The organism is Hymenobacter crusticola (assembly GCF_002154225.1).
In the GTDB taxonomy this organism is placed as follows: Bacteria; Bacteroidota; Bacteroidia; order Cytophagales; family Hymenobacteraceae; genus Hymenobacter; species Hymenobacter crusticola.
The window spans coordinates 538,330-558,575 of sequence record NZ_MTSE01000001.1; the positions used below are offsets into that span (position 1 = coordinate 538,330).

25 protein-coding genes are annotated in these 20,246 nt (G+C 52.4%); 13 read left to right on the forward strand and 12 right to left on the reverse strand.

The genetic code is table 11. From position 1 onward, the window contains the following. The first annotated feature begins 757 nt into the window (after window positions 1-757). Window positions 758-1,612, forward strand: a complete 855-nt coding sequence (locus BXP70_RS02215; protein WP_086592366.1) for a pirin family protein — start codon at window positions 758-760, stop codon at window positions 1,610-1,612. 207 nt (window positions 1,613-1,819) lie between these two features. On the opposite strand, the gene BXP70_RS02220 is transcribed toward BXP70_RS02215, so the two are convergent. Then, on the reverse strand, window positions 1,820-2,590 hold the full coding sequence (locus BXP70_RS02220; RefSeq protein ID WP_086592367.1) for a PPK2 family polyphosphate kinase: 771 nt from the start codon (window positions 2,588-2,590) through the stop codon (window positions 1,820-1,822). A 141-nt stretch (window positions 2,591-2,731) separates the two neighbouring features. Between BXP70_RS02220 and BXP70_RS02225 the strand changes: the two genes are divergently transcribed. The 4 genes from BXP70_RS02225 to BXP70_RS02240 all read left to right on the forward strand — a co-directional run bounded on the left by BXP70_RS02225 (window position 2,732) and on the right by BXP70_RS02240 (window position 6,882). Beyond that, window positions 2,732-3,142 (forward strand): acyl-CoA thioesterase, encoded by a 411-nt coding sequence (locus tag BXP70_RS02225; RefSeq protein WP_086592586.1) that lies wholly within the window; start codon window positions 2,732-2,734, stop codon window positions 3,140-3,142. A 574-nt stretch (window positions 3,143-3,716) separates the two neighbouring features. Beyond that, complete coding sequence (locus tag BXP70_RS02230) at window positions 3,717-5,477, forward strand: PAS domain-containing protein (protein WP_179197552.1); 1,761 nt, start codon at window positions 3,717-3,719, stop codon at window positions 5,475-5,477. 135 nt (window positions 5,478-5,612) lie between these two features. Then, the gene (locus BXP70_RS02235; protein ID WP_086592369.1) at window positions 5,613-6,176 is read left to right on the forward strand and encodes an Hsp20/alpha crystallin family protein; all 564 of its coding nucleotides are present in this window, start codon (window positions 5,613-5,615) and stop codon (window positions 6,174-6,176) included. Window positions 6,177-6,408: 232 nt separating this feature from the next. Beyond that, window positions 6,409-6,882 (forward strand): Hsp20 family protein, encoded by a 474-nt coding sequence (locus BXP70_RS02240; RefSeq protein ID WP_086592370.1) that lies wholly within the window; start codon window positions 6,409-6,411, stop codon window positions 6,880-6,882. A gap of 97 nt (window positions 6,883-6,979) precedes the next feature. On the opposite strand, the gene BXP70_RS02245 is transcribed toward BXP70_RS02240, so the two are convergent. Both BXP70_RS02245 and BXP70_RS02250 read right to left on the reverse strand, forming a co-directional pair. Continuing rightward, window positions 6,980-7,303, reverse strand: a complete 324-nt coding sequence (locus BXP70_RS02245) for a hypothetical protein (RefSeq protein WP_086592371.1) — start codon at window positions 7,301-7,303, stop codon at window positions 6,980-6,982. Window positions 7,304-7,408: 105 nt separating this feature from the next. Then, window positions 7,409-7,678 carry a VF530 family protein gene (locus BXP70_RS02250; RefSeq protein WP_086592372.1) on the reverse strand — a complete coding sequence of 90 codons (270 nt, stop codon included), beginning with the start codon at window positions 7,676-7,678 and terminating at the stop codon, window positions 7,409-7,411. 149 nt (window positions 7,679-7,827) lie between these two features. Between BXP70_RS02250 and BXP70_RS02255 the strand changes: the two genes are divergently transcribed. The 3 genes from BXP70_RS02255 (at window position 7,828) to BXP70_RS02265 (ending at window position 9,354) form a co-directional block, all read left to right on the forward strand. Further along, window positions 7,828-8,655: a glycoside hydrolase family 25 protein gene (locus BXP70_RS02255; protein WP_179197553.1), complete on the forward strand. Its 828-nt coding sequence runs from the start codon at window positions 7,828-7,830 to the stop codon at window positions 8,653-8,655. Window positions 8,656-8,706: 51 nt separating this feature from the next. Then, entirely contained in the window at window positions 8,707-9,096 is a 390-nt protein-coding gene (locus BXP70_RS02260) for a septal ring lytic transglycosylase RlpA family protein (protein WP_086592374.1), read from the forward strand. Window positions 9,097-9,159: 63 nt separating this feature from the next. Then, complete coding sequence (locus BXP70_RS02265; RefSeq protein ID WP_086592375.1) at window positions 9,160-9,354, forward strand: hypothetical protein; 195 nt, start codon at window positions 9,160-9,162, stop codon at window positions 9,352-9,354. A gap of 136 nt (window positions 9,355-9,490) precedes the next feature. On the opposite strand, the gene BXP70_RS02270 is transcribed toward BXP70_RS02265, so the two are convergent. Beyond that, window positions 9,491-9,898, reverse strand: coding sequence for a DUF6799 domain-containing protein (locus BXP70_RS02270; RefSeq protein WP_086592376.1), 408 nt, complete (start codon window positions 9,896-9,898; stop codon window positions 9,491-9,493). Between the two features lie 164 nt (window positions 9,899-10,062). On the opposite strand from BXP70_RS02270, the gene BXP70_RS02275 reads away from it, so the two are divergent. The 3 genes from BXP70_RS02275 to BXP70_RS02285 all read left to right on the forward strand — a co-directional run bounded on the left by BXP70_RS02275 (window position 10,063) and on the right by BXP70_RS02285 (window position 11,832). Continuing rightward, a complete protein-coding gene (locus tag BXP70_RS02275) occupies window positions 10,063-10,401 on the forward strand; it encodes a DUF3140 domain-containing protein (RefSeq protein ID WP_086592377.1) in 339 nt (112 codons plus the stop codon). A 113-nt stretch (window positions 10,402-10,514) separates the two neighbouring features. Continuing rightward, the gene (locus tag BXP70_RS02280; RefSeq protein ID WP_086592378.1) at window positions 10,515-11,453 is read left to right on the forward strand and encodes a DnaJ C-terminal domain-containing protein; all 939 of its coding nucleotides are present in this window, start codon (window positions 10,515-10,517) and stop codon (window positions 11,451-11,453) included. Window positions 11,454-11,496: 43 nt separating this feature from the next. After that, a complete protein-coding gene (locus BXP70_RS02285) occupies window positions 11,497-11,832 on the forward strand; it encodes a chaperone modulator CbpM (protein ID WP_143436342.1) in 336 nt (111 codons plus the stop codon). Between the two features lie 38 nt (window positions 11,833-11,870). Here BXP70_RS02285 and BXP70_RS02290 read toward each other — a convergent pair whose 3' ends face one another. From BXP70_RS02290 to BXP70_RS02315, 6 genes are all read right to left on the reverse strand, one after another. Beyond that, window positions 11,871-12,524 (reverse strand): ZIP family metal transporter, encoded by a 654-nt coding sequence (locus tag BXP70_RS02290; protein ID WP_245849434.1) that lies wholly within the window; start codon window positions 12,522-12,524, stop codon window positions 11,871-11,873. Window positions 12,525-12,729: 205 nt separating this feature from the next. Beyond that, on the reverse strand, window positions 12,730-13,005 hold the full coding sequence (locus BXP70_RS02295) for a heavy metal-binding domain-containing protein (RefSeq protein WP_086592381.1): 276 nt from the start codon (window positions 13,003-13,005) through the stop codon (window positions 12,730-12,732). Between the two features lie 7 nt (window positions 13,006-13,012). Then, on the reverse strand, window positions 13,013-13,378 hold the full coding sequence (locus BXP70_RS02300; protein ID WP_086592382.1) for a hypothetical protein: 366 nt from the start codon (window positions 13,376-13,378) through the stop codon (window positions 13,013-13,015). Between the two features lie 132 nt (window positions 13,379-13,510). Next, window positions 13,511-14,137: a hypothetical protein gene (locus tag BXP70_RS02305; protein ID WP_245849436.1), complete on the reverse strand. Its 627-nt coding sequence runs from the start codon at window positions 14,135-14,137 to the stop codon at window positions 13,511-13,513. 133 nt (window positions 14,138-14,270) lie between these two features. After that, window positions 14,271-15,131, reverse strand: coding sequence for a carboxylating nicotinate-nucleotide diphosphorylase (gene nadC, locus BXP70_RS02310; protein WP_086592383.1), 861 nt, complete (start codon window positions 15,129-15,131; stop codon window positions 14,271-14,273). 137 nt (window positions 15,132-15,268) lie between these two features. Beyond that, on the reverse strand, window positions 15,269-15,673 hold the full coding sequence (locus BXP70_RS02315; protein WP_086592384.1) for a DUF4783 domain-containing protein: 405 nt from the start codon (window positions 15,671-15,673) through the stop codon (window positions 15,269-15,271). 154 nt (window positions 15,674-15,827) lie between these two features. Here BXP70_RS02315 and gpmI point away from each other — a divergent pair, with 154 nt between their 5' ends. Together gpmI and BXP70_RS02325 are read left to right on the forward strand one after the other, a co-directional pair. Then, window positions 15,828-17,381, forward strand: coding sequence for a 2,3-bisphosphoglycerate-independent phosphoglycerate mutase (gpmI, locus tag BXP70_RS02320; protein ID WP_086592385.1), 1,554 nt, complete (start codon window positions 15,828-15,830; stop codon window positions 17,379-17,381). Further along, on the forward strand, window positions 17,374-17,955 hold the full coding sequence (locus BXP70_RS02325) for a hypothetical protein (protein ID WP_086592386.1): 582 nt from the start codon (window positions 17,374-17,376) through the stop codon (window positions 17,953-17,955). The genes gpmI and BXP70_RS02325 overlap by 8 nt, the downstream gene beginning before the upstream one ends. A gap of 112 nt (window positions 17,956-18,067) precedes the next feature. On the opposite strand, the gene BXP70_RS02330 is transcribed toward BXP70_RS02325, so the two are convergent. Together BXP70_RS02330 and BXP70_RS02335 are read right to left on the reverse strand one after the other, a co-directional pair. Next, on the reverse strand, window positions 18,068-18,493 hold the full coding sequence (locus BXP70_RS02330; RefSeq protein ID WP_086592387.1) for a secondary thiamine-phosphate synthase enzyme YjbQ: 426 nt from the start codon (window positions 18,491-18,493) through the stop codon (window positions 18,068-18,070). A gap of 83 nt (window positions 18,494-18,576) precedes the next feature. Beyond that, the gene (locus BXP70_RS02335; RefSeq protein WP_086592388.1) at window positions 18,577-20,121 is read right to left on the reverse strand and encodes a hypothetical protein; all 1,545 of its coding nucleotides are present in this window, start codon (window positions 20,119-20,121) and stop codon (window positions 18,577-18,579) included. Window positions 20,122-20,246: the final 125 nt, after the last annotated feature.

The window sequence follows — 20,246 nt, forward strand, 5'->3', positions numbered from 1 at the left end:
CAGACCTAGCTATTCATAGAGTACACGCTACAGTAACAATTAGGCTTTACAAACATAAAATATAATTATTCCATTTTCATTAATAAAGCTATTTAAAGCAACTAGGACGTTATCCTTCTTAATATCCATCCATATCATTAGTAATCAGAATTATATGCATCAAGCTCATAATAGGCCAAAAAAATATTCCGTTTTTCAAGTAGGATAATTTTGTTTGACAATCTGTGTTTTGTATTATTGTTATATGATCACACTCCTACTAATCCTGGTAACGTCTTACTGGACTTATTGCAGCTTGTTCTCTGTGTTCGTGCTAGTTGCGCTTTATTCTGAGAAAAAGAAAATGGATCGGAGCGTGGAGGCGGCTCTATACCAAGAAATATGGCACAGCCGCGCTTCAGAGGTTCCTGCCGAGGAATCAAACTTCTGCTTAGAGCGGGTTTATGTGCAAAAGTAGGCTAGCTACGTTCTAGCGTATCATTACTTATAGAAGAGCGAGCTGACCGGCTTCTGCACTACGTGTGCGGGTGCCGGTTAGCTCGTTTTTGTTAGGTATTATCAGCAATGCCGCTGTACCTCGCTTTAGTCACTACTTTCTCATGTAGGCTTAGTAACGGTCCTTTATCAGTTGTGTCTACCCGCTCCTACTGCTGCACAACAGGTGACAATCTAGCCTTGCTAGACTAACTTTCTAAAAACTATCTGCTAGGAGCTTCGGTATTTGCATAGTCTTCTTCGCTTACTATTCCTCACTCCTATGCGCACCATCAAGCAACAGCACCGTGCCGTCAGCGCGCCCATCGACGACTTAGTTACCTACCGTGCCCTACCTACCCAATCGGTGGAACATCTCGATCCGTTTCTATTTCTGAATCACCATGGCCCGCAAGAGTATGCACCTAATAATCGCGGCCTTCCTTTTGGCCCGCACCCGCATCGGGGCTTCGAAACGGTTACGTTCATCTTAGCTGGCGACATTATGCACCAAGACACGGGCGGCCACGAAAGCATCATTGAAGCCGGTGGCATTCAGTGGATGACAGCAGGCAGTGGCTTGATTCACGCCGAAGTTTCGTCACCTGGTTTCAAACGTACCGGTGGCGATTTAGAGATTCTGCAGCTGTGGGTAAACTTACCCGCGAAGGATAAGCTCACTGCGCCTCAGTACATTGGCTTGCAAGCACCGGAAATTCCAACCGTCACGCTCGATGATGGCCGTATTCGCATCCATGCGGTGTCGGGCGAGTGGAGGGGAACGGAAGGGGCCGTGCAGTCCTTAGCAGACGTGCAGCTAGCCACCATCGATTTGCAAGCTAACGGAAAGCTTGAGCTAGCTATTCCGGCTGACCATACCATTTTCTTTTACACCATTCGGGGCAAGTTACGCGTCAATGGGCAAGAAACAGAAGCCCGCCACCTAGTCGAGTTCAACTACGACGGCGATGAATTGCGCCTAGAGGCCCTTACCGACGCTGTAGTACTCCTAGGTCATGCTCGGCCCTTCAACGAACCAATTGTTGCCTACGGCCCCTTTGTGATGAATACATCTGAGGAGATTGAGCAGGCTTACCAGGAATACCGCGCTGGTAAGTTTGGTACCTGGAAAAGATAAATAGTGCTATCAAGTGTAGCACATCCTGGGTCTATCCCAAGATGCACTACGCTTGATAGCACTATTTATCTTTTCTGGCTACTCCCACGGCTTACTTATATAGCGTAACCTAGCCCTTCGGTGCTTTTTGCGCACAGAACAAAGCATCAGCTTCGCCAAAAGCTACCCCACCTGGGTAGATAAGCCTAACTGATAGCTGCGCCCTATCTAAGCTGGGCGTTCATGTTTGGACGGTGGATAGCGCAGATCCAACTTACGGAGGGTGTTGCGAAGCTCATGCGCGACGAAATACGCTTTGTACCAGTTCTGGTCAGCGGGCACTATATGCCACGGGCAATTATCGGGGCTGCAATGCTTGAACACATCTTCGTACACGTCGCGGTATTGAGGCCACTGCTTAGCTTTATCCTCGTCACCTGCCTCGTACTTCCACTGCTTTTCGGGGTCGCTAACGCGTTCAGCAAGACGCTTCCGTTGGGTTTCTTCCGAAACGTGTAAGTAGAACTTTAACACGGTTGTACCTGCATCTTGCAACAGCTTCTCGAAAGCATTGATGTGTGCGAACCGCCGCTTGGCCTCTTTATCGTCGATGATATCCGTCACGCGGGTCACGAGTACATCTTCGTAGTGCGAGCGGTTGAATATTTGAATCATGCCGCGCCCAGGAGTTTGAGCATGCACGCGCCATAAGAAATCGTGCGCTAGCTCTTCCTTGGTAGGCTCTTTAAAGGAATGTACTGTGATTCCCTGCGGGTTAAGTCCGCTGAACACTTTGCGCACTAGTCCATCCTTGCCACTAGCATCCATTCCTTGCAGCACTACTAGCACGCTGCGGCGGTTTTCGGCGTAGAGCCGTTCTTGTAATTCGATCAACTCCTGCCGGATTTGCTCCATTTCGCGGACGGTTGCTTCTTTGTGGCAATCCTTGGGAGAACGAGTCGATACCTTGAGCAGGTCGTAAGCGTTGGGCGTCTTCATAATATCAGTAGTCCGAAAGGTTTACAGTACGCAACGAGCCCACAAATGGCTGCTCTCACCTACTTTTCCGCGGCCAACCAAACAGTTCTTGTTCATCTTGGCTTGTACAAACAGCGTTTTTTCATTTTACCTCACCTCTTCATGGCCGAAACCGACCTTACTACTCCTGCACTTGCCGAGAAAATAGCCCATTCAGAAACCCGCATTTTTAAAGCTGTCTTTCCGAACACAACCAACCATTACGATACCCTCTTTGGCGGCACTACACTGCTCATGATGGACGAGGTGGCTTTTATTACAGCCACGCGCTTTAGCCGGCTTAAGATGGTAACCGTTTCCTCCGAACGAGTTGACTTTACGCATCCTATTCCCGGTGGTACGCTCGTCGAATTGATTGGCACAGTGGTGCGGGTAGGAAGCACCAGCTTGCAGGTACGCGTGGAGCTATTCGTGGAACAGATGTACTCCGAAGAACGCGAGAAAGCCGTTACAGGCCTATTTACGTTTGTCGCTATTGACCAAGATAAAAAGCCAGTAAGAATCCTACCATAGTAGCAAATGCTCCGCTTAGCCCTACACAAATTAGCAGGGGCTAGGCAGAGCGCCTACTTGGTATTTTTTGGATACTAGGCTCTTGTAGAACGTCGGGTGCTGAAATACTTTCTGCTTGCTAGGTTTACGCCTGCCTGCAAGTTTATTGCACCAAACCTATTTGTAGATTAGACTACTATCTTAACTTTGTCTAATTTTAAACTCTTTAGATCCTAACTGTATCCTTACAGAAAATATCCCATTGACTGATTTATATTTATCTATAAATACTAGGATTAATATAATATTGTAACTATGTAATATTTCTTATATTTGCTTATCTATCTTCACACTTAATGCTGAAGTTTCTTTACTAAGTACCACGCTTTGCTTGCCACAATTTGCCTAAATAATAGCACCAAACGCTTTTTATGCCTCGTGTAGCCTTATTTAGTGCCTCTTGTATCCGTTGCCTACAGCATAGCTTCAGGCGCTGCTGTACTCGCTTGCCCGCCCTACGCTCTTTCGCTCCGCCCTATTTAGTACCACCTATTTGGCTTACGCAACCCCAATGGATCAGCATCGCCCATTTTCCATGCCGGATGCTTCTTCGGCGGATGTGCGGCCGCAGCTGGGAGCCAGCAGGCCGCCGTCGATGGCTTCGTCCGCTGGCGCTCCCGCATCCGGTCATTCTTTCGCTTCTGTATCAGGCTCCTTGGCTGAGCAGCTAGCCCGGACCCAGGCAGCGCTGACGCAGGCGGAACTACGCAACACGGACCTACGTCGAGCGCTGGATGATGCTACTTATGCCGCGCAGACAGCAACTGCCCGACTCGCTACATTTGCCAGCTATCTACCAGAGGGGTTGTTGCTGGTTGACCCGAGGGGTACGATTGCGCTGATCAATGACTATTGCTGCAATGTGTTTGGCTTGCCGCTGCCAGCTAGCAACTGGCTAGGTTATTCCATTCGCAACATCGCCAATTGGCTGCAGGAACAAACCGCCGACCCAGCTGGTTTTCAGCAGTATGTACAACAACTCTGGCAAGGTGGCCAAAGTGTACTAAACCAGGAGCTACTGATGCTCGACGGCCGGACGCTCGTGTGGGATTACCTGCCTACCAGTGAAGCAGCACAAGGAGCCGTAGCATCCATTGGCTTTTTGCTGCGCCTACGCGACATCACAGAAGTCCGGCAGCAACTCGAACAACAGCAGCGCGAACGGGCTTTTTACGAAACTGTCCTGAACCAATTGCCCGCTGAGGTATTTGCGACGGACATGACTACCCGCCACACTTTCCTAAATGCGCAGGCAGCAGCTACCCCTACGCTGCGAGAAGGGTTCTCCGCTGAAGATTCGGGGCCGTTTTCAGGAGAGGTGCAGCAGCAACGCCAACGCTACTACGAACAAGCCACAGCCACCGGAAAGCCCGTACAGTGGATTGAGCAGGTAACCGAAGCCGATACCTCGCGCTATTTGCTGCGTAGCTTACAGCCCGTCCAGAGCAGTGCCGGGCAACTACAGATGGTGGTGGGGCACAGCGTGGACGTTACGACGCAGGAAGAAGCGCGCCAACGCCTGCAAGAGCAAGAGGCGTTTTATAACGCTATCCTAAATCATATGCCGGCCGATATTTCCGTCTTTGACGCCTCGCATCGTTATCGGTACGTCAATCACCAGGCGGCTCGGGATCCAAATCTGCGCGAGTGGCTTATTGGTAAAGACGACTTCCAGTACTTCCTTCGCCAGCAGCGCAGCCGTACGATGGCTGAGCAACGGCATTTCCTCTTTGAAGAGGCCGTGCGCAATCGTCGGCAGATGAGTTGGGAAGAAACAACCCCGCGTGCCGATGGCACGCTCAGCTACTGGCTACACTACTATTACCCCGTATTCAAAGCCGATAATAGCCTAGATATGGTGATTGGCTACGGAGCTGATATCACTGCGCGCCGCCAAGCAGAAGACCGTATTCGCGCCAGTGAACACCGAGTACGCGCCTTGCTTACGGCGCTGCCCGATACTATTTTGGTTACCAGCCGCATGGGCTTTGTGCACGATGCCAAGCTTGGAGATGATTCGCTACTCAGCCAAGCGGCCGACCAGCTCATCGGCAACCACCTCGCCGACGTGCTGCCGCCCTTGGCGACGGAGCCCGTGCTGGCTAGCTTGGCAGAAATGCTGCGCACCGGCCAACGCACTGAAGCTTCGTTTGAACTGCCACCGATGGATGGCGGGCGGCTAGGCTATCAGGTGCGGTGTATCCCCCTCGATTCAGAGGAGGCATTACTGGTCCTAACGTCTCGCAAACTACCTCCCCTTCTTGGCAGCCCCGGCCTAGCTTTGCGCTCGTCGTAATGGAGCATTCAAAGTGGGCAGAATATCAGCCTATGAGCTCGTAACGCATTATTTTCTGAAACCTAGCCGTGACTAAGCAAGTAAAATAGGCGTCAGTTGACAACCTGTTGTACACGCTAAAATAACCTACTCACCATGGCTATTCAGAAGTATCAGGATTCGTTTTCCGACGTGATGCCGGGAAGCTTCAGCTCCATGCTCGACCGCTTCTTCAATGACTCGCTGGCCTCGCGCGGCCGCGTAGCCAGCTTCTCTCCGCAAATAGATGCCTACGAAACCGAGCGGGGCTACGAAATTGAAGCTGCCTTGCCAGGGATGAAACGCGAAGACATCAAGGTCGATTTTCACCAGGGCCGCCTCACCATTGCCGGAGAGCGGCAGTTTCGCAACGATCAGAACCAGCGGCGCTATCACGTAGTCGAAAGCTCGTATGGTTCTTTCAGCCGGTCATTTCAGTTGCCCGACACGGTTGACCCTAGCAAAATCGAAGCGTCCTTCGAAGATGGCGTGCTACACATCACTGTCCCCAAAGACGAACACAAAACGATGCGGCACCAGATTCAGGTACGAGGCAGCCAAAATAGCAGCAACCCGAGCGGACAGCTTACAGACCGCACAGGACAGCAAGCCACCGATATCCCGGTGCAGGCCGGTGCCACGCAAGCTGACACAACGGCTGACTCACCCAATAATGCATAGCGGCTGAGCTTACTGAATAAGTGTCGCAAACACGGCCTAGCGCAGGCTTAGCGTGGGCTCGTAAGCCTGTTCTCCCCCAGGAGAAAGCCACAGATAAAGGGCACCTTAAACGGGTGCCCTTTGTTATGCATGTAACCTAAAAAACCAGTCTGTGTGCGCCGGATTTGTGGTTAATCGGAGCCTGTCATTGTGGCCATAAGTTGCCTAAGAACAAGCTAAACAATCCGCCAAAATGACGCAACAACAGGCCGAAAAGACGGTTTTTAAGGTTGGTACGTCGTTTGACTTTAAGCACTTACCAATCACAAGAGAGACGAAAGCCATGAAGTTGATAAGCCAAGAATTCATCCGCAACATTGCCCCGCAACTTAACCTGCTCAACACGTTGGGTGGTGGTACGGCGCAGGCGATGTTGCACGTCGATAAGCGCGACAAAGGTGTGGTGGTACGCGTGGCCGTTCCTTCGGTTAGCCCCGAGAATTTCCATGTGGTGCTCAATAACAACCGCCTCACCGTGTACTGCGAATATCGCCATCAGCCCGGCGACCAGCTAGCTGCTCCGCTGTTTGCGCAGACCATCGATTTACCTGCCAACCTCGACCTAGCTCGCATTGATGCGGTGCACGAGGCAAACGAGTTGCGCGTGCGCATTCCGTACAAAGACCCCGCAAGCCAGCAGCGCGAAATTGAAATCAAGCAGCGCTAAGCTGCTCTTATTTATATATATAACGCCGGGACCGACCGGCCCCCTTGTCTCACCTCAGCCACTGCCCGCGCAGTGGCTTTTTTGTTTCTAGCCCAGTTTAACCAAACAGTGGGATCAGCAAGAGAAACCCGGTGAGCAGCGACAAGTAGAACCATCCCATCACCTGCCCACGGTAGCGCCGAGACAAGCGGTTACTGAGCACAAGCACTGCTACTACCACCAAAAGCAAGTGCAGGAGCAGAAACACCACGGTTTTCACCCAATTGCTGACAATTGTGTTTTCGGGCTGCATCTGATCGGACATACCTAGGCCCGAGGTTGCGAAGCGCAACAGATAGTACGCGGCCGTCTCGAAGACGATGAACAGCAGCAAGCCCACTACCAACGCTGCACCGCTTGACTTTTGTGCTACATCAGCCATGTCGGTAGAATAATGAAGTTGTAGAAGAAGTGGCGCGTAAACTTATAACGGTTTAAAGGAATAGGCTGACGAGTAATAGGATATAGCCCACTTTTGCTGCGCTCATTACTTCTTGGTAACTTCTTCCGAACGCGTGCGAATATAAAGTTCTTCTACCTTGGTGCGCGCCCACGGCGTACGGCGCAAAAACGTCAGACTGGACTTAACGCTGGGGTTCATGGCGAAGCAGTTGATGCGAATGCGACGATCTAGCTCGCCCCATCCGTAGTGCGCCACCAAGTATTCTAGTATCTGAGCAAGGGTCACGCCGTGCAGCTCGCGGATGAGATGCCCTGACTCGTCGCGTGCATCAGATAAATCGGGAGAAGAGGCCATACAAACGAAAGTTTTACGGAGACAAAGGTTATAAAAAGCACCTAGGTATCCAGATTTTGCGCTATTTTCTGACTTAATACGACAGATCTTGGTTTGTGATAGGTACCAGAGCCCAGCTGTAGTACGTTATATTTGGGATGGTAAAGCTGATGAACCAACCTCGCCGCTCCGTTTCTCGCCCACGACCTAGCACACCACGCCGTTTGCTTCCGCTCGCCTTGGGAGTTTTCTTGTTGGCGAGCCTCACCTACTATGCGCGTCATTGGCGGCAGCTCAACCGCTACATGCGCCGCACCTACGCGAGCCTAACAAGCAGCCGCCTTACCGGTCACGAAAAGACGCCGTTGCTACCCGGCTACTCCGTACATGGCATTGACGTTTCGGCTTACCAGGGCACAATAGACTGGCAGCAGGTAGCGAGCCACCAGGTACAGTTTGCCTTTATCAAAGCCACTGAAGGTGTTACGCTACGCGACCCACGCTTCCAGCGCAACTGGCGCAATGCGCATGCGGCAGGCATCGTGCGGGGTGCGTACCATTACTTTCAGCCCAACTACAACGCCGCCAAACAAGCTAGCTTATTCGCTCGCACGGTGCCCCTCATTGCCGGCGACCTGCCTCCCGTGCTAGATGTAGAAGCGCCCGAGTTTCACGACGTGGCCCAGATGCGTCGCAACGTTGGCACTTGGCTGCGCCTGATGGAGCGGCACTACGGAGTACGCCCTATCTTGTACTCCAACTACAGCTTTTATCAGCGGCACCTCGCTGGGCACTTCGATAACTATCCGCTGTGGCTAGCGCACTATGAGGTAGCAAGCCCCGCGCTGCCCAAGGAGAAATGGATTATCTGGCAGCACAGCGACGAATCGTACGTGCCAGGCATTCGCGGGGCCGTCGATTTTAACGTGTTCCAGGGAAACTTTCAGAACCTTCTTTCCTTACGCATTCCGGCCAGGGCTGCCACATCGCGCAACTAACACATTACTGCTGTTTTAGCTTTTTTCTGCCTTGCCTAGCTTCTGCCCTTAATGACCTCCTTTGCTTCTTTTCGCTACCTGCTTCTTCTCACGGGCTTCTTACTGGCCAGCTGTGGCAGTGGTCGTCATGCATTCACGCAAGCTGGGCAAGCTTCCTACTATGCCGATAAGTTCAACGGCAAGAAAACAGCCAGTGGTGCCACTTATCGGCCTGGCAAACGTACAGCAGCACACAATACTTTACCGTTTGGCACCATTGTGCGCGTCACTAATCCGCGGAATCACCGCTCCGTAAAAGTGAAGATAACCGACCGGGGGCCCCACGCCAAGGGCCGGGTCATTGACCTTTCCCGTAAAGCAGCGCGTAGAATTGGCTTGGTGCAAGCAGGCGTAGCGCCAGTGCAGCTGAAAGTGGTGCGTGCTATGCCTGGCAGTCGCTAACACAACAGCCCAACTTGCCAAAGCTAGCTCGATACCTTTCTACCAATTTTCTTTAGTCCTCTGATGCGTATTCGAAAGAAAGTAAAATGGACCGCACCAAGCACTGCCACACGTTTCGTGGCGCTTGGCGCATTTGTAAAGGCCGCGGAGGCCCAAGGCTGGACTGAAACCGAAATCCAGTACGTACTGGATGAAGTCGTTGAGGCAAAAGACGACGCTGAAGCTAGCGCCATTTTGCAAGACTATACTCAATACTAAGCCTCCAACGTATGGGCATCTTGCTAGCCTCCTAAATACACTTTCATTCCACGGTACAGAATACAACTCCCCGTCGGCGCGCCCAAACCTAGGTCCAAGGCGCGCCGACGGGGAGTTGTATTGGTAGCGATGCTGCTTATTTCTTCTTTTTTGACTTGCTTTTGCCCTGCTCCTTGCTGGCCATGAGCAAGCTATCCTGCTCTGCTTTCATGGCGGCGGTGGTAAGCCGGCCACTCAGCGACAGCATATCGCCTTCCTGCAAGGTAGCAGAAGACCCATTAGCCATAGTCACGCTGCCAGCGGGGCTGATTTTGGTGCCGTTGGTGAGCGTCATTTCCTGCGTCAGTGTGTTGGTAAGACCTTGTTGCGTGACGAGTACTTTGCCTTCTTTCATGGTCACGCCATCCTTCATCGTGGCGCCATTGCTCACCATGCGCGGTTTAGGCTCTACCGCTTTGCGGGGCGCTGCTTTCGTTTGGGCGTAGGTAGTGGTGCTGCCTAATATGAGCAGCAAGAAAAAAGAGGACGCCAATAGGTTTTTCATATGAGAGCGGTTGGGTGGAATACAGGCCAGTAACGAAATAAAGCGGAAGTACAGTGCGCGCTACCTAGGTTTTTACGAACCAGTAACTCCCGGCGTTGGGCTTACGTTAAGCCAGAAAATAAACAGCTGTCCTTCGGGGCATTACCGCAAAATTTTCTGCTACCATGAGCGACAAACAGACATCTGACAACATTTACGCCGAATTCAAAGAGCAAGTGAACATGACGGCCGCCGAATTAGAGAAGTGGCTCAAAACCGAGGAATCTGCGTCGGTTGGTCAGGACAGTGGCGATGGTACAAGCATTGGCCAGAAGTCGGGAGAACGGATTATTGAGATCTTACACAAGAAGAAAGCAGACCTCACGGATGCAGATGCGGAGCATATGCACAAGGTGCACTCGTACATTAGCCGCCACCTAGCCCAGGGCCCGGCGCACGATGTAGAGCATTCTCGCTGGCGCTATTCGCTGATGAACTGGGGGCATGATCCGCTGAAAAAGTGATTTTGCTGTGCTATTTTTAGCACATACTGACTCAGTAGGTATTCGCTTCGTGGAGGCCGAGTGCCATCCTAGGGCAGTACCAGAGCTGTCACCACATCAACTCCCATCATCCGGTGGATTACAAAGATTATTACAAAATATTGGGGCTTGATAAGTCAGCCACCAAAGACCAGATCAAGAAAGCGTACCGCAAGCTCGCGCGCGAGTACCACCCCGATGTGAACCCGAACAATCCGGAGGCTGAGCAAAAGTTTAAGGAGGTAAATGAAGCGCACGAAGTACTGAGCGACGACGAAAAACGCCAGAAATACGACCAGTTGGGTGCCGATTGGCAGCGTTACCAACAAGCGGGCGGGCCAGGCCGTGGTCAAAGCGCTGGCGGCTTCGATTGGTCGCAGTACGCCCAGGGTAGCGCAGGCGGCTTTGGCGGATTTGGGGGCGAAGCAGGAGGCTTTGAGGGCGCTGACTTCTCCGATTTCTTCAGCTCTATCTTCGGCGGCATGGGTGGTGCTCGGGCCGGCGGCAGTACTCGCCCCGGCGCCGGGCAAGACTACCAAGCCGAGCTAGAGCTTACCTTGGAGGAAGCCTACAAAGGTGGTCCGCGCACCATCACGGTAAACGGCAAGAACCTGCGCCTAACGGTACAGCCGGGCGTAGAAGATGGTCAAACAATTCGGCTGCGTGACCAGGGCGGACCAGGCCGCAACGGCGGGCCTAGTGGCTCGTTGTACATCACGTTTCGCATTTCTCCGGACCCACGCTACACGCGCACGGGCAACGACCTCACGATGGATGTCCCAGTGAGCATCTATAAAGCGCTGTTGGGTGGCGAGCAAATCGTAGAAACGCTATCAGGTCCTGTAAAAATCAAGATCAAGCCCGAAACGCAAAACGGCACACGCCTACGCCTGCGCGGCAAGGGATTCCCCGTCTACAGACAGGCAGATCAATTTGGCGATTTGTACCTGCGTCTGAATTTGACGGTACCTCAGAACCTTAGCAACCAGGAAAAAGAACTGGTGCAACAACTAGCCGCTCTGCGCGGCGAATAGCCTACCCTTGGCGCCCAAACCAGAAGCTTACCCCAAATCTGCTATGGAAACGCACATCATCACGATCAGCTACCGCGACTGCGCGGCCACCTACGGTTTAAGCGAACAAGATCTGCGGGAGTTTGTGGACCTAGGTCTGCTTGGCGCTGCTGAAGCGCCCGATGCCATCCGCGACGAACCCGAACACCTTGCGCGGCTGGCGCGGCTGCACCACGACCTAGGTATCAACAAGGAAGGCATCGATATCATCTTGGCTATGCGCCGCCGGCTTCTGCACCTACAGCAAGCCCTATCGCTGCAAACTGCCCGTGCGGCCCAACTAGAGCGGCACTTCCGAGAGGCCGGCCCTACCCTCGAAGCCGACGACTGGCTGTTCTGAGGAGCCCTAGGTAGTCAAGACGCACTATCATTACTATCTTATACCCAATCGGCTGCTAGCGCCAGCAACGTTCCTACCAACGTAGCAGCTAGCTTAGGTAAGTTGAGGCGGTGTTCTGGGCTGGTTTCGAAGAGGATGGTAGTAGATACATGCAGAAAATTACCGGCTACCAAGCCAAGCAGCGCGGCATACCAACCGCCCTGTAGTAGTTCCGTCAGCACAACGTAGTTGCTTATGATAATGCCAGCAGGAGCCGCTAACGCAAACAGCACTAAGTAAGGCAATGCCCGCTTAAAGCTTCCTAGGCGCAAGAGCAAGGCCGCCATTAGGGCGAAAGCGGCCGGAATGTGGTGCAACGCAATGCCCGTCAGAATGGCGTAGAAATTTTGCGTTGTCGAAGTTTCTAGTGCAGGCGTGCGCACCAAAATGCTGCCTTCCAAAAAAGAATGGATTACTAGCGAAAACAACAATAAGAACGGCACGTGGCCGGCGTGGTTGGTATGATGATGAATGTGCCCATGCTCAACACCTTGTGAGAATACCTCTAGCAGTAGCTGCCCGAAGAATCCCGCCAAGATGAAATAGCCAATTCGATTGCCCTGCTGAGGCGAAAGCGTCAGGGCTTCCGGCAACAGGTGAATAATGGTGAGCGTGAACAGATAAGCACCGCTAAAGGCGAGCAGGGGTTTCATCCATGTAGTGCGCGCCGTTGGCATTAGCCGAGTTAGCAAACCAGCCCCTAACACGGTGCAGAACAACAGCAAAACGGCAAACCACATGTACTTACTATTAAAAAATACTAGCTAGGTCATTTCCTAGCAAAAACACAGACCATTACTTAATCTACTTTCATGCAACAATGTTACAGAAAAGAGGAATTAAGTAATGGTCTGCGCTCTACAACGAATCGGGAGTAGCAGTAGCAGCGGCCGGCTTGTAATCAGGATTCCGCTCTAGTTCCATGTTGCATACTGGGCATTTTCCTGGTTTGTCGCTGTCACTACCTTCGCACCCCATGGGGCACCGGTAAGCGGCCACTTGGCTGACCGGCGCCTGCGCAGTAGAAGTGGCTGCTTGGTCGGTGACTGCGGGCTTCGAATCGCAACCGACGAGCGCAACAGCCATCGTCAGCAGCAGCCCCACAATTGGTAGCTTCTTGGTACTCACTAGCATTCCTGGCTTAGCGCTGTACCTCGTGGCCACCTTTGGTAGTGTCTTCTTGGCTAGGCTTGGCCTGTACCTTGCGCGCATCTGTCTTGTCCTTGGAGTTCATCACTTCCTCAGCATTAGCGGAAGTAGCTTGTTCAGCTGAAGGCTTCGCCCGGCGGTCGAGGGTAGCGTGCGAGCTAATTGGCTCAGCAATAGCGCCGCCCTTAGCTTGGTTCGGATCAGCTTCCTTGTCGAAGTCTTCTTCCGTGCGAGTACCTGGCGCAATCATGTCTACCGAGACTTTTTTATCGGGGCGCCAATCGGAAGGTTCGCTGCTGCACGCGTTCAGTGCCAACGTAGCAAGAGCCAATCCTGAGAGCAGAAGGTTCTTAGTCATTAGTGAAAATTGTTGAATGGTTAAGTTATTCAATGATTAGCAGTTGACTAGCAATGGCGACTCCCTTCTCAACGTAAGGCAGTCATGGACCCATTCAACCAGTTAAGTGATACCGCCTAGCGAAGCTGAAAGTTACGCGGCGGTAGAATTCGAAGCTACCGCAATAACCGGCAACAAGTTCTTGCGACGCAACATCGAATCGAACAGCTTGATATCATTGGGCGAGTTGAAGATGCGAAGCGGCAAGTGTAGAAATACGGGTACGTCGAATGTCGTAGCAATCCAACGGCGCCACCCAGCCAGATCAGCGGGCGCCTCACCCTGCTTCAGGTAGAGAACAAAGGCATCTGGTTCGCGCACCGCGCGGCCGATCATATCCCAGCTTAGGTTCATGCCTTCGCGCTCATTACGACGTAGTAAGATCTGGCGCTGGTCTATTTCGTAGCTCAGGCGCTCAAACAGCGGTTTGCTCTGCTCCATCTGCGTTACGCCTGTCACTTGCGCCGACCGTAGCAGCACGAATAGCAGCACCAGTACCAAAGCGAGCAGTACCCACCACCATGAGTGCCAGATAAGGGCAGGCGCTAGGCCAATGGCTAGGGGAATAAGGGCATACCACCATTCCTTGCGCCATACCTGGGCCATGGCCATGCGGGTATAGGTGTTAGTATCAAGCTGGTTTTTCTTGGTGCGGATAGCGAGCGGTGAGGGACCTTGCGCTTGACGAAATCCACGTTGGTTATTAGGGGGTTGCATCATAAGATGATGTGCTGATTTCTTGTGCTGGTTTGCTAATGGAGTAATGAACTAAGGGAGAGATGCTGCGCGTGCGTACTTCTTTGCTTAGGAAAAAGCAACAACCAGCTTAGGCGCACTCCTGTCACTCAACACCTTAGAATGCTTTCAAGCTTAAGTCCATGATACCGGCCGAGTGCGTGAGCGCACCAACCGAGATGTAGTCTACGCCGCTAGCGGCAACCGCGGCAATGGTTTGCTCCGTGATGCCACCCGATGCTTCCGTTGGATAACGCCCGTCAATGAGCGTCACCGCCTCACGCATCAACTCCGGCGACATATTATCGAGCATAATTCGGTCGACATTACCCGTTTCGAGCACTTGTTGTACTTCCGCCAAGGTGCGCGTTTCGATGACAATCGGTAACTGCCGACCAGTGCGGGCTAGGTATGCTTGCGTAGCCTCAATAGCCGCTTGGATACCACCGGCATAGTCGACGTGGTTATCCTTGAGCATGATCATATCAAACAACCCATACCGGTGGTTTACCCCCCCGCCAATGAGCACTGCCCACTTCTCACACACCCGAAAGTTGGGGGTCGTTTTACGAGTATCGAGCAGCTTGGCTTTTGTGCCCACCAATAAGCTCGTAAGGTAAGCGGTATGCGTGGCGATGCCGCTCATGCGCTGCATGCAGTTGAGCACCAAGCGCTCGGCCGTCAGAATGCTGCGGGCGGGGCCTTCTACGGTGAAAGCCACGTCTCCGTACTTTACGGACGCGCCATCGGTGAGTCGCAAGTCTATAACTAAGCTAGCATCTGCCTCCCGGAAGATCAGCTGCGCTAGCTCTACACCGGCTAATACTCCTTCGCCTTTCACCAGCAATTTGGCCCGGTTACGCGCTTCCGCCGGGATGGCAGCCAAGGATGAATGGTCGCCATCACCTACATCTTCGGCCAAGGCCGTACGGATGAAAGTAGAAATAGCTTCTGAGGTAAGATAAGAAGTATTTTGCACGGTGCAAAAATAGAAAAAGGCCCCGACTTACGCCGGGGCCTTTTTCTATAATATGAGTTGGAAAGTAATACTGAGCGATTCGCAGCTATTCGGATAACAAATACTTCTCAATCAAGCCGCTAAACGCCGCTTATAAATCACTCTTGGCCTTTCGTAAAGTCAATTCCATCGACAACTAACGTCCCATGGTCTTGTTTCATCTTCACGTACACGTCGTAGGTTCCGCTTTTACCGCTGTATTTACCAACAGCCAAACGGGTTCCTCCGTCACCATTTACGTAGTGATTGAAAACAAAACCAGTCGGTGGATTTTTAGAGAAGAAGTCTTTCATCACGAATTCAGCTTGTGTGGCGCTGTAGCTTTGCTTATCGCCATCGAAGCCTAGCTCAACGGAGGAGCCAAAATACTGAGCCAAATCTTTGGACGAACCGCTACGAATAGCGCCGCCAACGGGTACGAAGGCCTCGCCTTGGGCCTGTACCACGACAGACAGAAGCATCAGCCACGCTAAAACGAGGGTTTGTAAAAGGGTAGGTTTCATACTAGAGTAAAGAATGCGTCATATCATTTGCTAAAATTATGCCAACTACCTATTATAAAAAAAGGTTACCACTCAATTTATTCTACTTTAAGTTATAATAAACGTAATTGGGCTGAATGTAGTCATTACAGGCTTTGCGCCTATCTTTGCGACCATGAACAAACAGGTACTGCTGGTGATTTTGGATGGCTGGGGCCTCGGACAGAACCAGGAAATTTCAGCTATTGCGCACGCTAAAACGCCTTTTTTCAATTCGCTTCTTCAGCGGTTTCCGCACAGCCGGTTGCAGGCTTCGGGCGAAGCCGTCGGCTTGCCAGAAGGCCAAATGGGTAACTCCGAAGTTGGCCACATGAATATTGGCGCGGGTCGGGTCGTATACCAAGACTTGGTGCGCATCAATAAAGCCATCCGGGAGCGGAAGCTAGGTACGATGCCGGCGCTGACGAAAGCCTTCGAGTATGCCAAGGCCAACGGCAAAACGCTGCACCTGATGGGCTTGCTCTCCGATGGTGGCGTGCACTCCCACATCGACCACCTGAAAGCCTTGTGCACCCTAGCGCACGACGCCGAGGTGCACAAAGTGTTCATTCATGCCTTCACCGACGGGCGCGATACTGACCCTAAGGGAGGTGTGGGCTACGTAAATGATTTAGAAAAGCACTTGGAGCGCAACGGGGGCAAAATTGCCTCTATCGTCGGCCGTTACTACGCCATGGACCGCGACAACCGCTGGGAACGGGTGAAAGTAGCCTACGACTTGCTGGTGAACGGCAAGGGCACACCTTCGCAGAACCTGATTCAGTCGATGCTCGACTCCTATAAAGAAGGAGTAACCGACGAATTCATGCAACCCATCGTGAAGGTGGGCGCTGATGGGCAGCCGCTCGCTACCATTCAGGAAGGGGACGTGGTGCTTTGCTTTAACTTCCGTACCGACCGCGGCCGGGAGATTACGCAGGCCCTAACCCAGCAGGATTTTCATGCATTCCAGATGCATCGCCTGAACCTGCACTACCTGACGATGACCAACTACGACGCTACTTTCGCGGGCGTCACTCCCATCTTCGACAAAGACAACCTCGGCAATACCCTAGGTGAAGTACTGGCGGCTAATCACAAGACGCAGATTCGCATTGCCGAAACGGAGAAATATCCGCACGTCACGTTCTTTTTCTCGGGCGGCCGCGAAAATGAGTTTGAAGGTGAAAAACGCCTCATGCGAGCTTCGCCCAAAGTGGCCACCTACGACCTTCAACCCGAGATGAGCGCTCATGAGCTGCGCGATGCTTTGGTGCCGGAGCTACAGCAGAAGTCTGCGGACTTTGTTGTGCTGAACTTTGCCAACCCCGATATGGTAGGTCACACGGGCGTGTTTGAGGCAGTAGTGAAGGCTGTAGAAGCAACCGATGCATGCGCCAAAGACGTGGTAGAAGCGGCGCTAGCTAGCGACTACGCCTGCATCATTATTGCCGACCACGGTAACGCCGATGTGATGATTAATCCGGATGGCTCGCCCAACACGGCTCACTCAACGAACTTGGTGCCCTGCATCTTGGCCGACAACAATTACCAAGGCACCCTAGCCGACGGAAAGCTAGGCGACATCGCTCCGACTGTACTTGCCTTAATGGGTATTCCTCAGCCGGCCGAGATGAACGGCCAGTCGCTGCTACAGCCAGCGCCCCAAACGCAACCAGCTAATGCGTAACGAGTGGCTGTTCGGTCTGCTAGCACTCGTTGGTACCGCCTGCGATTCTAGCAGTGGCAACAATAGCCAAGCAGCACCGGCGCGCAAACCGCTTTACTTCGACCTAAAAGGCTTCTTGGATGCACAAGCTTCCTTGCTGAACCGGCGCAATCCGGTAGTAGTGAAGCTTGTGCAGCTTCGAGATGGGCACGAAGAAACCGCACAAGTCTCTCATACTAACTGGAACAAAGAGTTACAGCTTTTCTACCAAGCGGATATCAACAAAGCAGCTTTGCGGGGCACCTATACTATTGAGCCGCCTATACCTGCTACCGACGGTTTGCAACAGCAAACGTACCGTCGCAAGCCGGGCATTGAGAATGCTGTAGAAAGTATGACAGTAGTGTCAGGCCCACAAGGAATTCGCGAAGTCAGAGCTAGGCTTAGCCAAGATAACGCACTGTTCTTCTCACGCAAAGAGCTACTGCTGCGCGCTAACAATGGAGTATTAAACAACTACCAAGTAAACGGTGTGCAAAAGCTCATTCTATTTGATACGCTGCGCTACTCCGCCGTTGTGCGGGTGCAGTTGTAGCTCGAATTCTGACTGTAGCGCGAAGCTTCAACTCCGCGTATTCGTCAACTAATTGATACCTAGGTCGTGTCAGTGTCGTCGTTCAACAACACGCGAAACGAGATGCTTCACGTTACTGCTGTCCCATCAGCGTAGCCACTACCCAACGCCGACCGCCATGGTTGCGGTGCTCTCCTAGGTACACGCCCTGCCATGTGCCAAGCGCGAGTTGCCCATTGGTAATAGGGATGGTCACGGACGTACCAAGCATAGCTGCTTTCAGATGTGCAGGCATATCATCGGGCCCCTCCGAGTTGTGACGGAAATACGGGGCGTTTTCGGGAGCAGTACGGTTGAAAAACTCCTCGAAATCATGGCGCACCGTGGGGTCGGCATTCTCATTGATGCTCAAGCTAGCCGACGTATGCTGAATAAAAAAGTGCGCGGTACCTATCTTGATCTGTTCCAACTCAGGTAGTTCGGCGGCGAGCAAATCGGTGATGAGGTGAAAGCCACGGCGCACCGCCGGCAAGCGCAATCTTTTCTGGAGCCAAACCATAAAGGAGTAACTGAGTAGCTGTGTGACTGAGTAAGGCCGTTCTCGAACTCCCTGCTCAGTTATTCCCTTACTCCGTTACGCTTCTAAGGGTTTACCCGCTCGTAAGCACCTAGGTCAGGGTTTCGCGGATTGCGCGGATGGTTGAGCAAGTCGCGCGCAACGAACCTATCGTTCCGATACAGAGGACGATTGCTCGCCGGCGAGAGCGAATCGAGGCTGAAGTCTAGCTTGTCGAATGCGGGCTTTTGGCTATCGGAGGCCCGCTTAAAATTGGGCGCCTCGTTGAGCACGTTCAGGTAATCCGAGCGACCTAGGCCGGGTTTGTTGGGCCCCTCTGTAGTACCTAGGTAAGCAGTAGTGCGCAGCAAACTGTTGTATACATTTATGTTTCCCCGGTAACTGTCGCTGTTCTGAAAGTTCAGCTCTTCTTTAACTGTGCCCGAGTTGATTCCCCAAATGATGGAATTTGTGATGGTAATACTCGTGGCTACCGGACCGGTTACGCGCTTTACGGCAGGTGCATTGGTGAAATCAAGCGAAGCCTTTTCACGTTTAAACTGCGGCGTGTAGTTCGCTATGGTGCAGAAGTTAAGGTTGTACTCACCGCCGCCAATCGCCCGGATAGCGTACTCACCACAGTTGGTGAGTACCGTGTTAACCAAATCGAAGTCGCCGCTGATACCAAAGATGCCGGCGCCATCAAAGCCTTGTCCACCACTTGCAAACGACAAAGCCGCAGCAGATATATTCTTGATAACGGTATTCTGGACTGCCACTTTGGGGTGGGTTTTGTTGCCTGGGTTGTAGATCAACAGTCCAAAGTTCGCATTCTTGATTTCGGCGTAACGTATACTGTTGCGACTACTAGTCGAATCAAACTGAATACCACGCCACTGCCCAGGAATGTCATTGTAATAGGCTTCACGCCGGTCGCCAGCGAAGCGCACGATGTTAGCGTCGTCGGCTTTCACTTCGTTGTTGCCTGGATTAAACCTAGGGTTGACTAGTAATTGGCCTTTCACTACGAGCGCCGCTCCGGCGTGAAAATAGACCTTCGTTCCGGCCTCGATAGTGAGTGTACAACCGGGCCCAACGCCCACGGCACCGAGCACGACGTGCGGCTTATCGTTACGCCATACGCTGTTGCAGGCTACATACTCCTGATCTTGGTGGAAATAAGCATTCTGCCCGTAGGCTAGCAGCTTCACATCTTGGTCGTTACCATTGGTGCGAAAGCGCAGTTGGTCTTCCACCACGAAAGGCTTACTCTCCTGACCGGGCGTGATAGTCGTGCGCACCAGCACCAGCAGGCTATCCTTGCCGCGAATTTCAATATTCTGTAGGGCGGTGCTTTGCTGCCCGCTAACGATAAGCGTGTACGGTGAGTTGGTAGGCTCACCGAGGCCAATCTGCTCCACCTTCACCGCGCGGCTGTTGCGATTGTACACCCACAGGCGTTTGGTTACGGAGCCCGTTTGCACGAATACCGTGTCAAAGAACATTGTATCGGCCGAGAACTCCAGCTTAGCACTGCTATCCTTGGTGAGCACATCTTCCTTCGGCTCACAGCCGGGCAGCAAGCAAAGTGCACAAGCAAAAAGAAACAGCAAGGGTAAAAGGTAGCGCATAGATAACGAGTGATGAAGCTAATTTATAGAACCTAGCCTACTAAGTACAGCAAAGCGGAGTGAAGCGCTTTACCACCGTTGAACGATTCGCTTTGACGATAATTGCTCAACCGTGGTAAGGCTCT

Excerpts from the sequence above, each read along its gene's own strand:
- BXP70_RS02315 (WP_086592384.1), bottom strand. The coding sequence starts at position 15,673 with ATGAAACCTACCCTTTTACAAACCCTCGTTTTAGCGTGGCTGATGCTT.
- BXP70_RS02235 (WP_086592369.1), top strand. The coding sequence starts at position 5,613 with ATGGCTATTCAGAAGTATCAGGATTCGTTTTCCGACGTGATGCCGGGA.
- BXP70_RS02255 (WP_179197553.1), top strand. The coding sequence starts at position 7,828 with ATGAACCAACCTCGCCGCTCCGTTTCTCGCCCACGACCTAGCACACCA.
- BXP70_RS02300 (WP_086592382.1), bottom strand. The coding sequence starts at position 13,378 with ATGACTAAGAACCTTCTGCTCTCAGGATTGGCTCTTGCTACGTTGGCA.
- BXP70_RS02295 (WP_086592381.1), bottom strand. The coding sequence starts at position 13,005 with ATGCTAGTGAGTACCAAGAAGCTACCAATTGTGGGGCTGCTGCTGACG.
- BXP70_RS02265 (WP_086592375.1), top strand. The coding sequence starts at position 9,160 with ATGCGTATTCGAAAGAAAGTAAAATGGACCGCACCAAGCACTGCCACA.
- BXP70_RS02240 (WP_086592370.1), top strand. The coding sequence starts at position 6,409 with ATGACGCAACAACAGGCCGAAAAGACGGTTTTTAAGGTTGGTACGTCG.
- BXP70_RS02335 (WP_086592388.1), bottom strand. The coding sequence starts at position 20,121 with ATGCGCTACCTTTTACCCTTGCTGTTTCTTTTTGCTTGTGCACTTTGC.
- BXP70_RS02290 (WP_245849434.1), bottom strand. The coding sequence starts at position 12,524 with ATGAAACCCCTGCTCGCCTTTAGCGGTGCTTATCTGTTCACGCTCACC.
- BXP70_RS02225 (WP_086592586.1), top strand. The coding sequence starts at position 2,732 with ATGGCCGAAACCGACCTTACTACTCCTGCACTTGCCGAGAAAATAGCC.
- BXP70_RS02215 (WP_086592366.1), top strand. The coding sequence starts at position 758 with ATGCGCACCATCAAGCAACAGCACCGTGCCGTCAGCGCGCCCATCGAC.
- BXP70_RS02305 (WP_245849436.1), bottom strand. The coding sequence starts at position 14,137 with ATGATGCAACCCCCTAATAACCAACGTGGATTTCGTCAAGCGCAAGGT.
- BXP70_RS02325 (WP_086592386.1), top strand. The coding sequence starts at position 17,374 with ATGCGTAACGAGTGGCTGTTCGGTCTGCTAGCACTCGTTGGTACCGCC.
- BXP70_RS02220 (WP_086592367.1), bottom strand. The coding sequence starts at position 2,590 with ATGAAGACGCCCAACGCTTACGACCTGCTCAAGGTATCGACTCGTTCT.
- BXP70_RS02245 (WP_086592371.1), bottom strand. The coding sequence starts at position 7,303 with ATGGCTGATGTAGCACAAAAGTCAAGCGGTGCAGCGTTGGTAGTGGGC.
- BXP70_RS02250 (WP_086592372.1), bottom strand. The coding sequence starts at position 7,678 with ATGGCCTCTTCTCCCGATTTATCTGATGCACGCGACGAGTCAGGGCAT.
- BXP70_RS02230 (WP_179197552.1), top strand. The coding sequence starts at position 3,717 with ATGCCGGATGCTTCTTCGGCGGATGTGCGGCCGCAGCTGGGAGCCAGC.
- gpmI (WP_086592385.1), top strand. The coding sequence starts at position 15,828 with ATGAACAAACAGGTACTGCTGGTGATTTTGGATGGCTGGGGCCTCGGA.
- BXP70_RS02260 (WP_086592374.1), top strand. The coding sequence starts at position 8,707 with ATGACCTCCTTTGCTTCTTTTCGCTACCTGCTTCTTCTCACGGGCTTC.
- BXP70_RS02275 (WP_086592377.1), top strand. The coding sequence starts at position 10,063 with ATGAGCGACAAACAGACATCTGACAACATTTACGCCGAATTCAAAGAG.
- BXP70_RS02270 (WP_086592376.1), bottom strand. The coding sequence starts at position 9,898 with ATGAAAAACCTATTGGCGTCCTCTTTTTTCTTGCTGCTCATATTAGGC.
- BXP70_RS02285 (WP_143436342.1), top strand. The coding sequence starts at position 11,497 with ATGGAAACGCACATCATCACGATCAGCTACCGCGACTGCGCGGCCACC.
- BXP70_RS02330 (WP_086592387.1), bottom strand. The coding sequence starts at position 18,493 with ATGGTTTGGCTCCAGAAAAGATTGCGCTTGCCGGCGGTGCGCCGTGGC.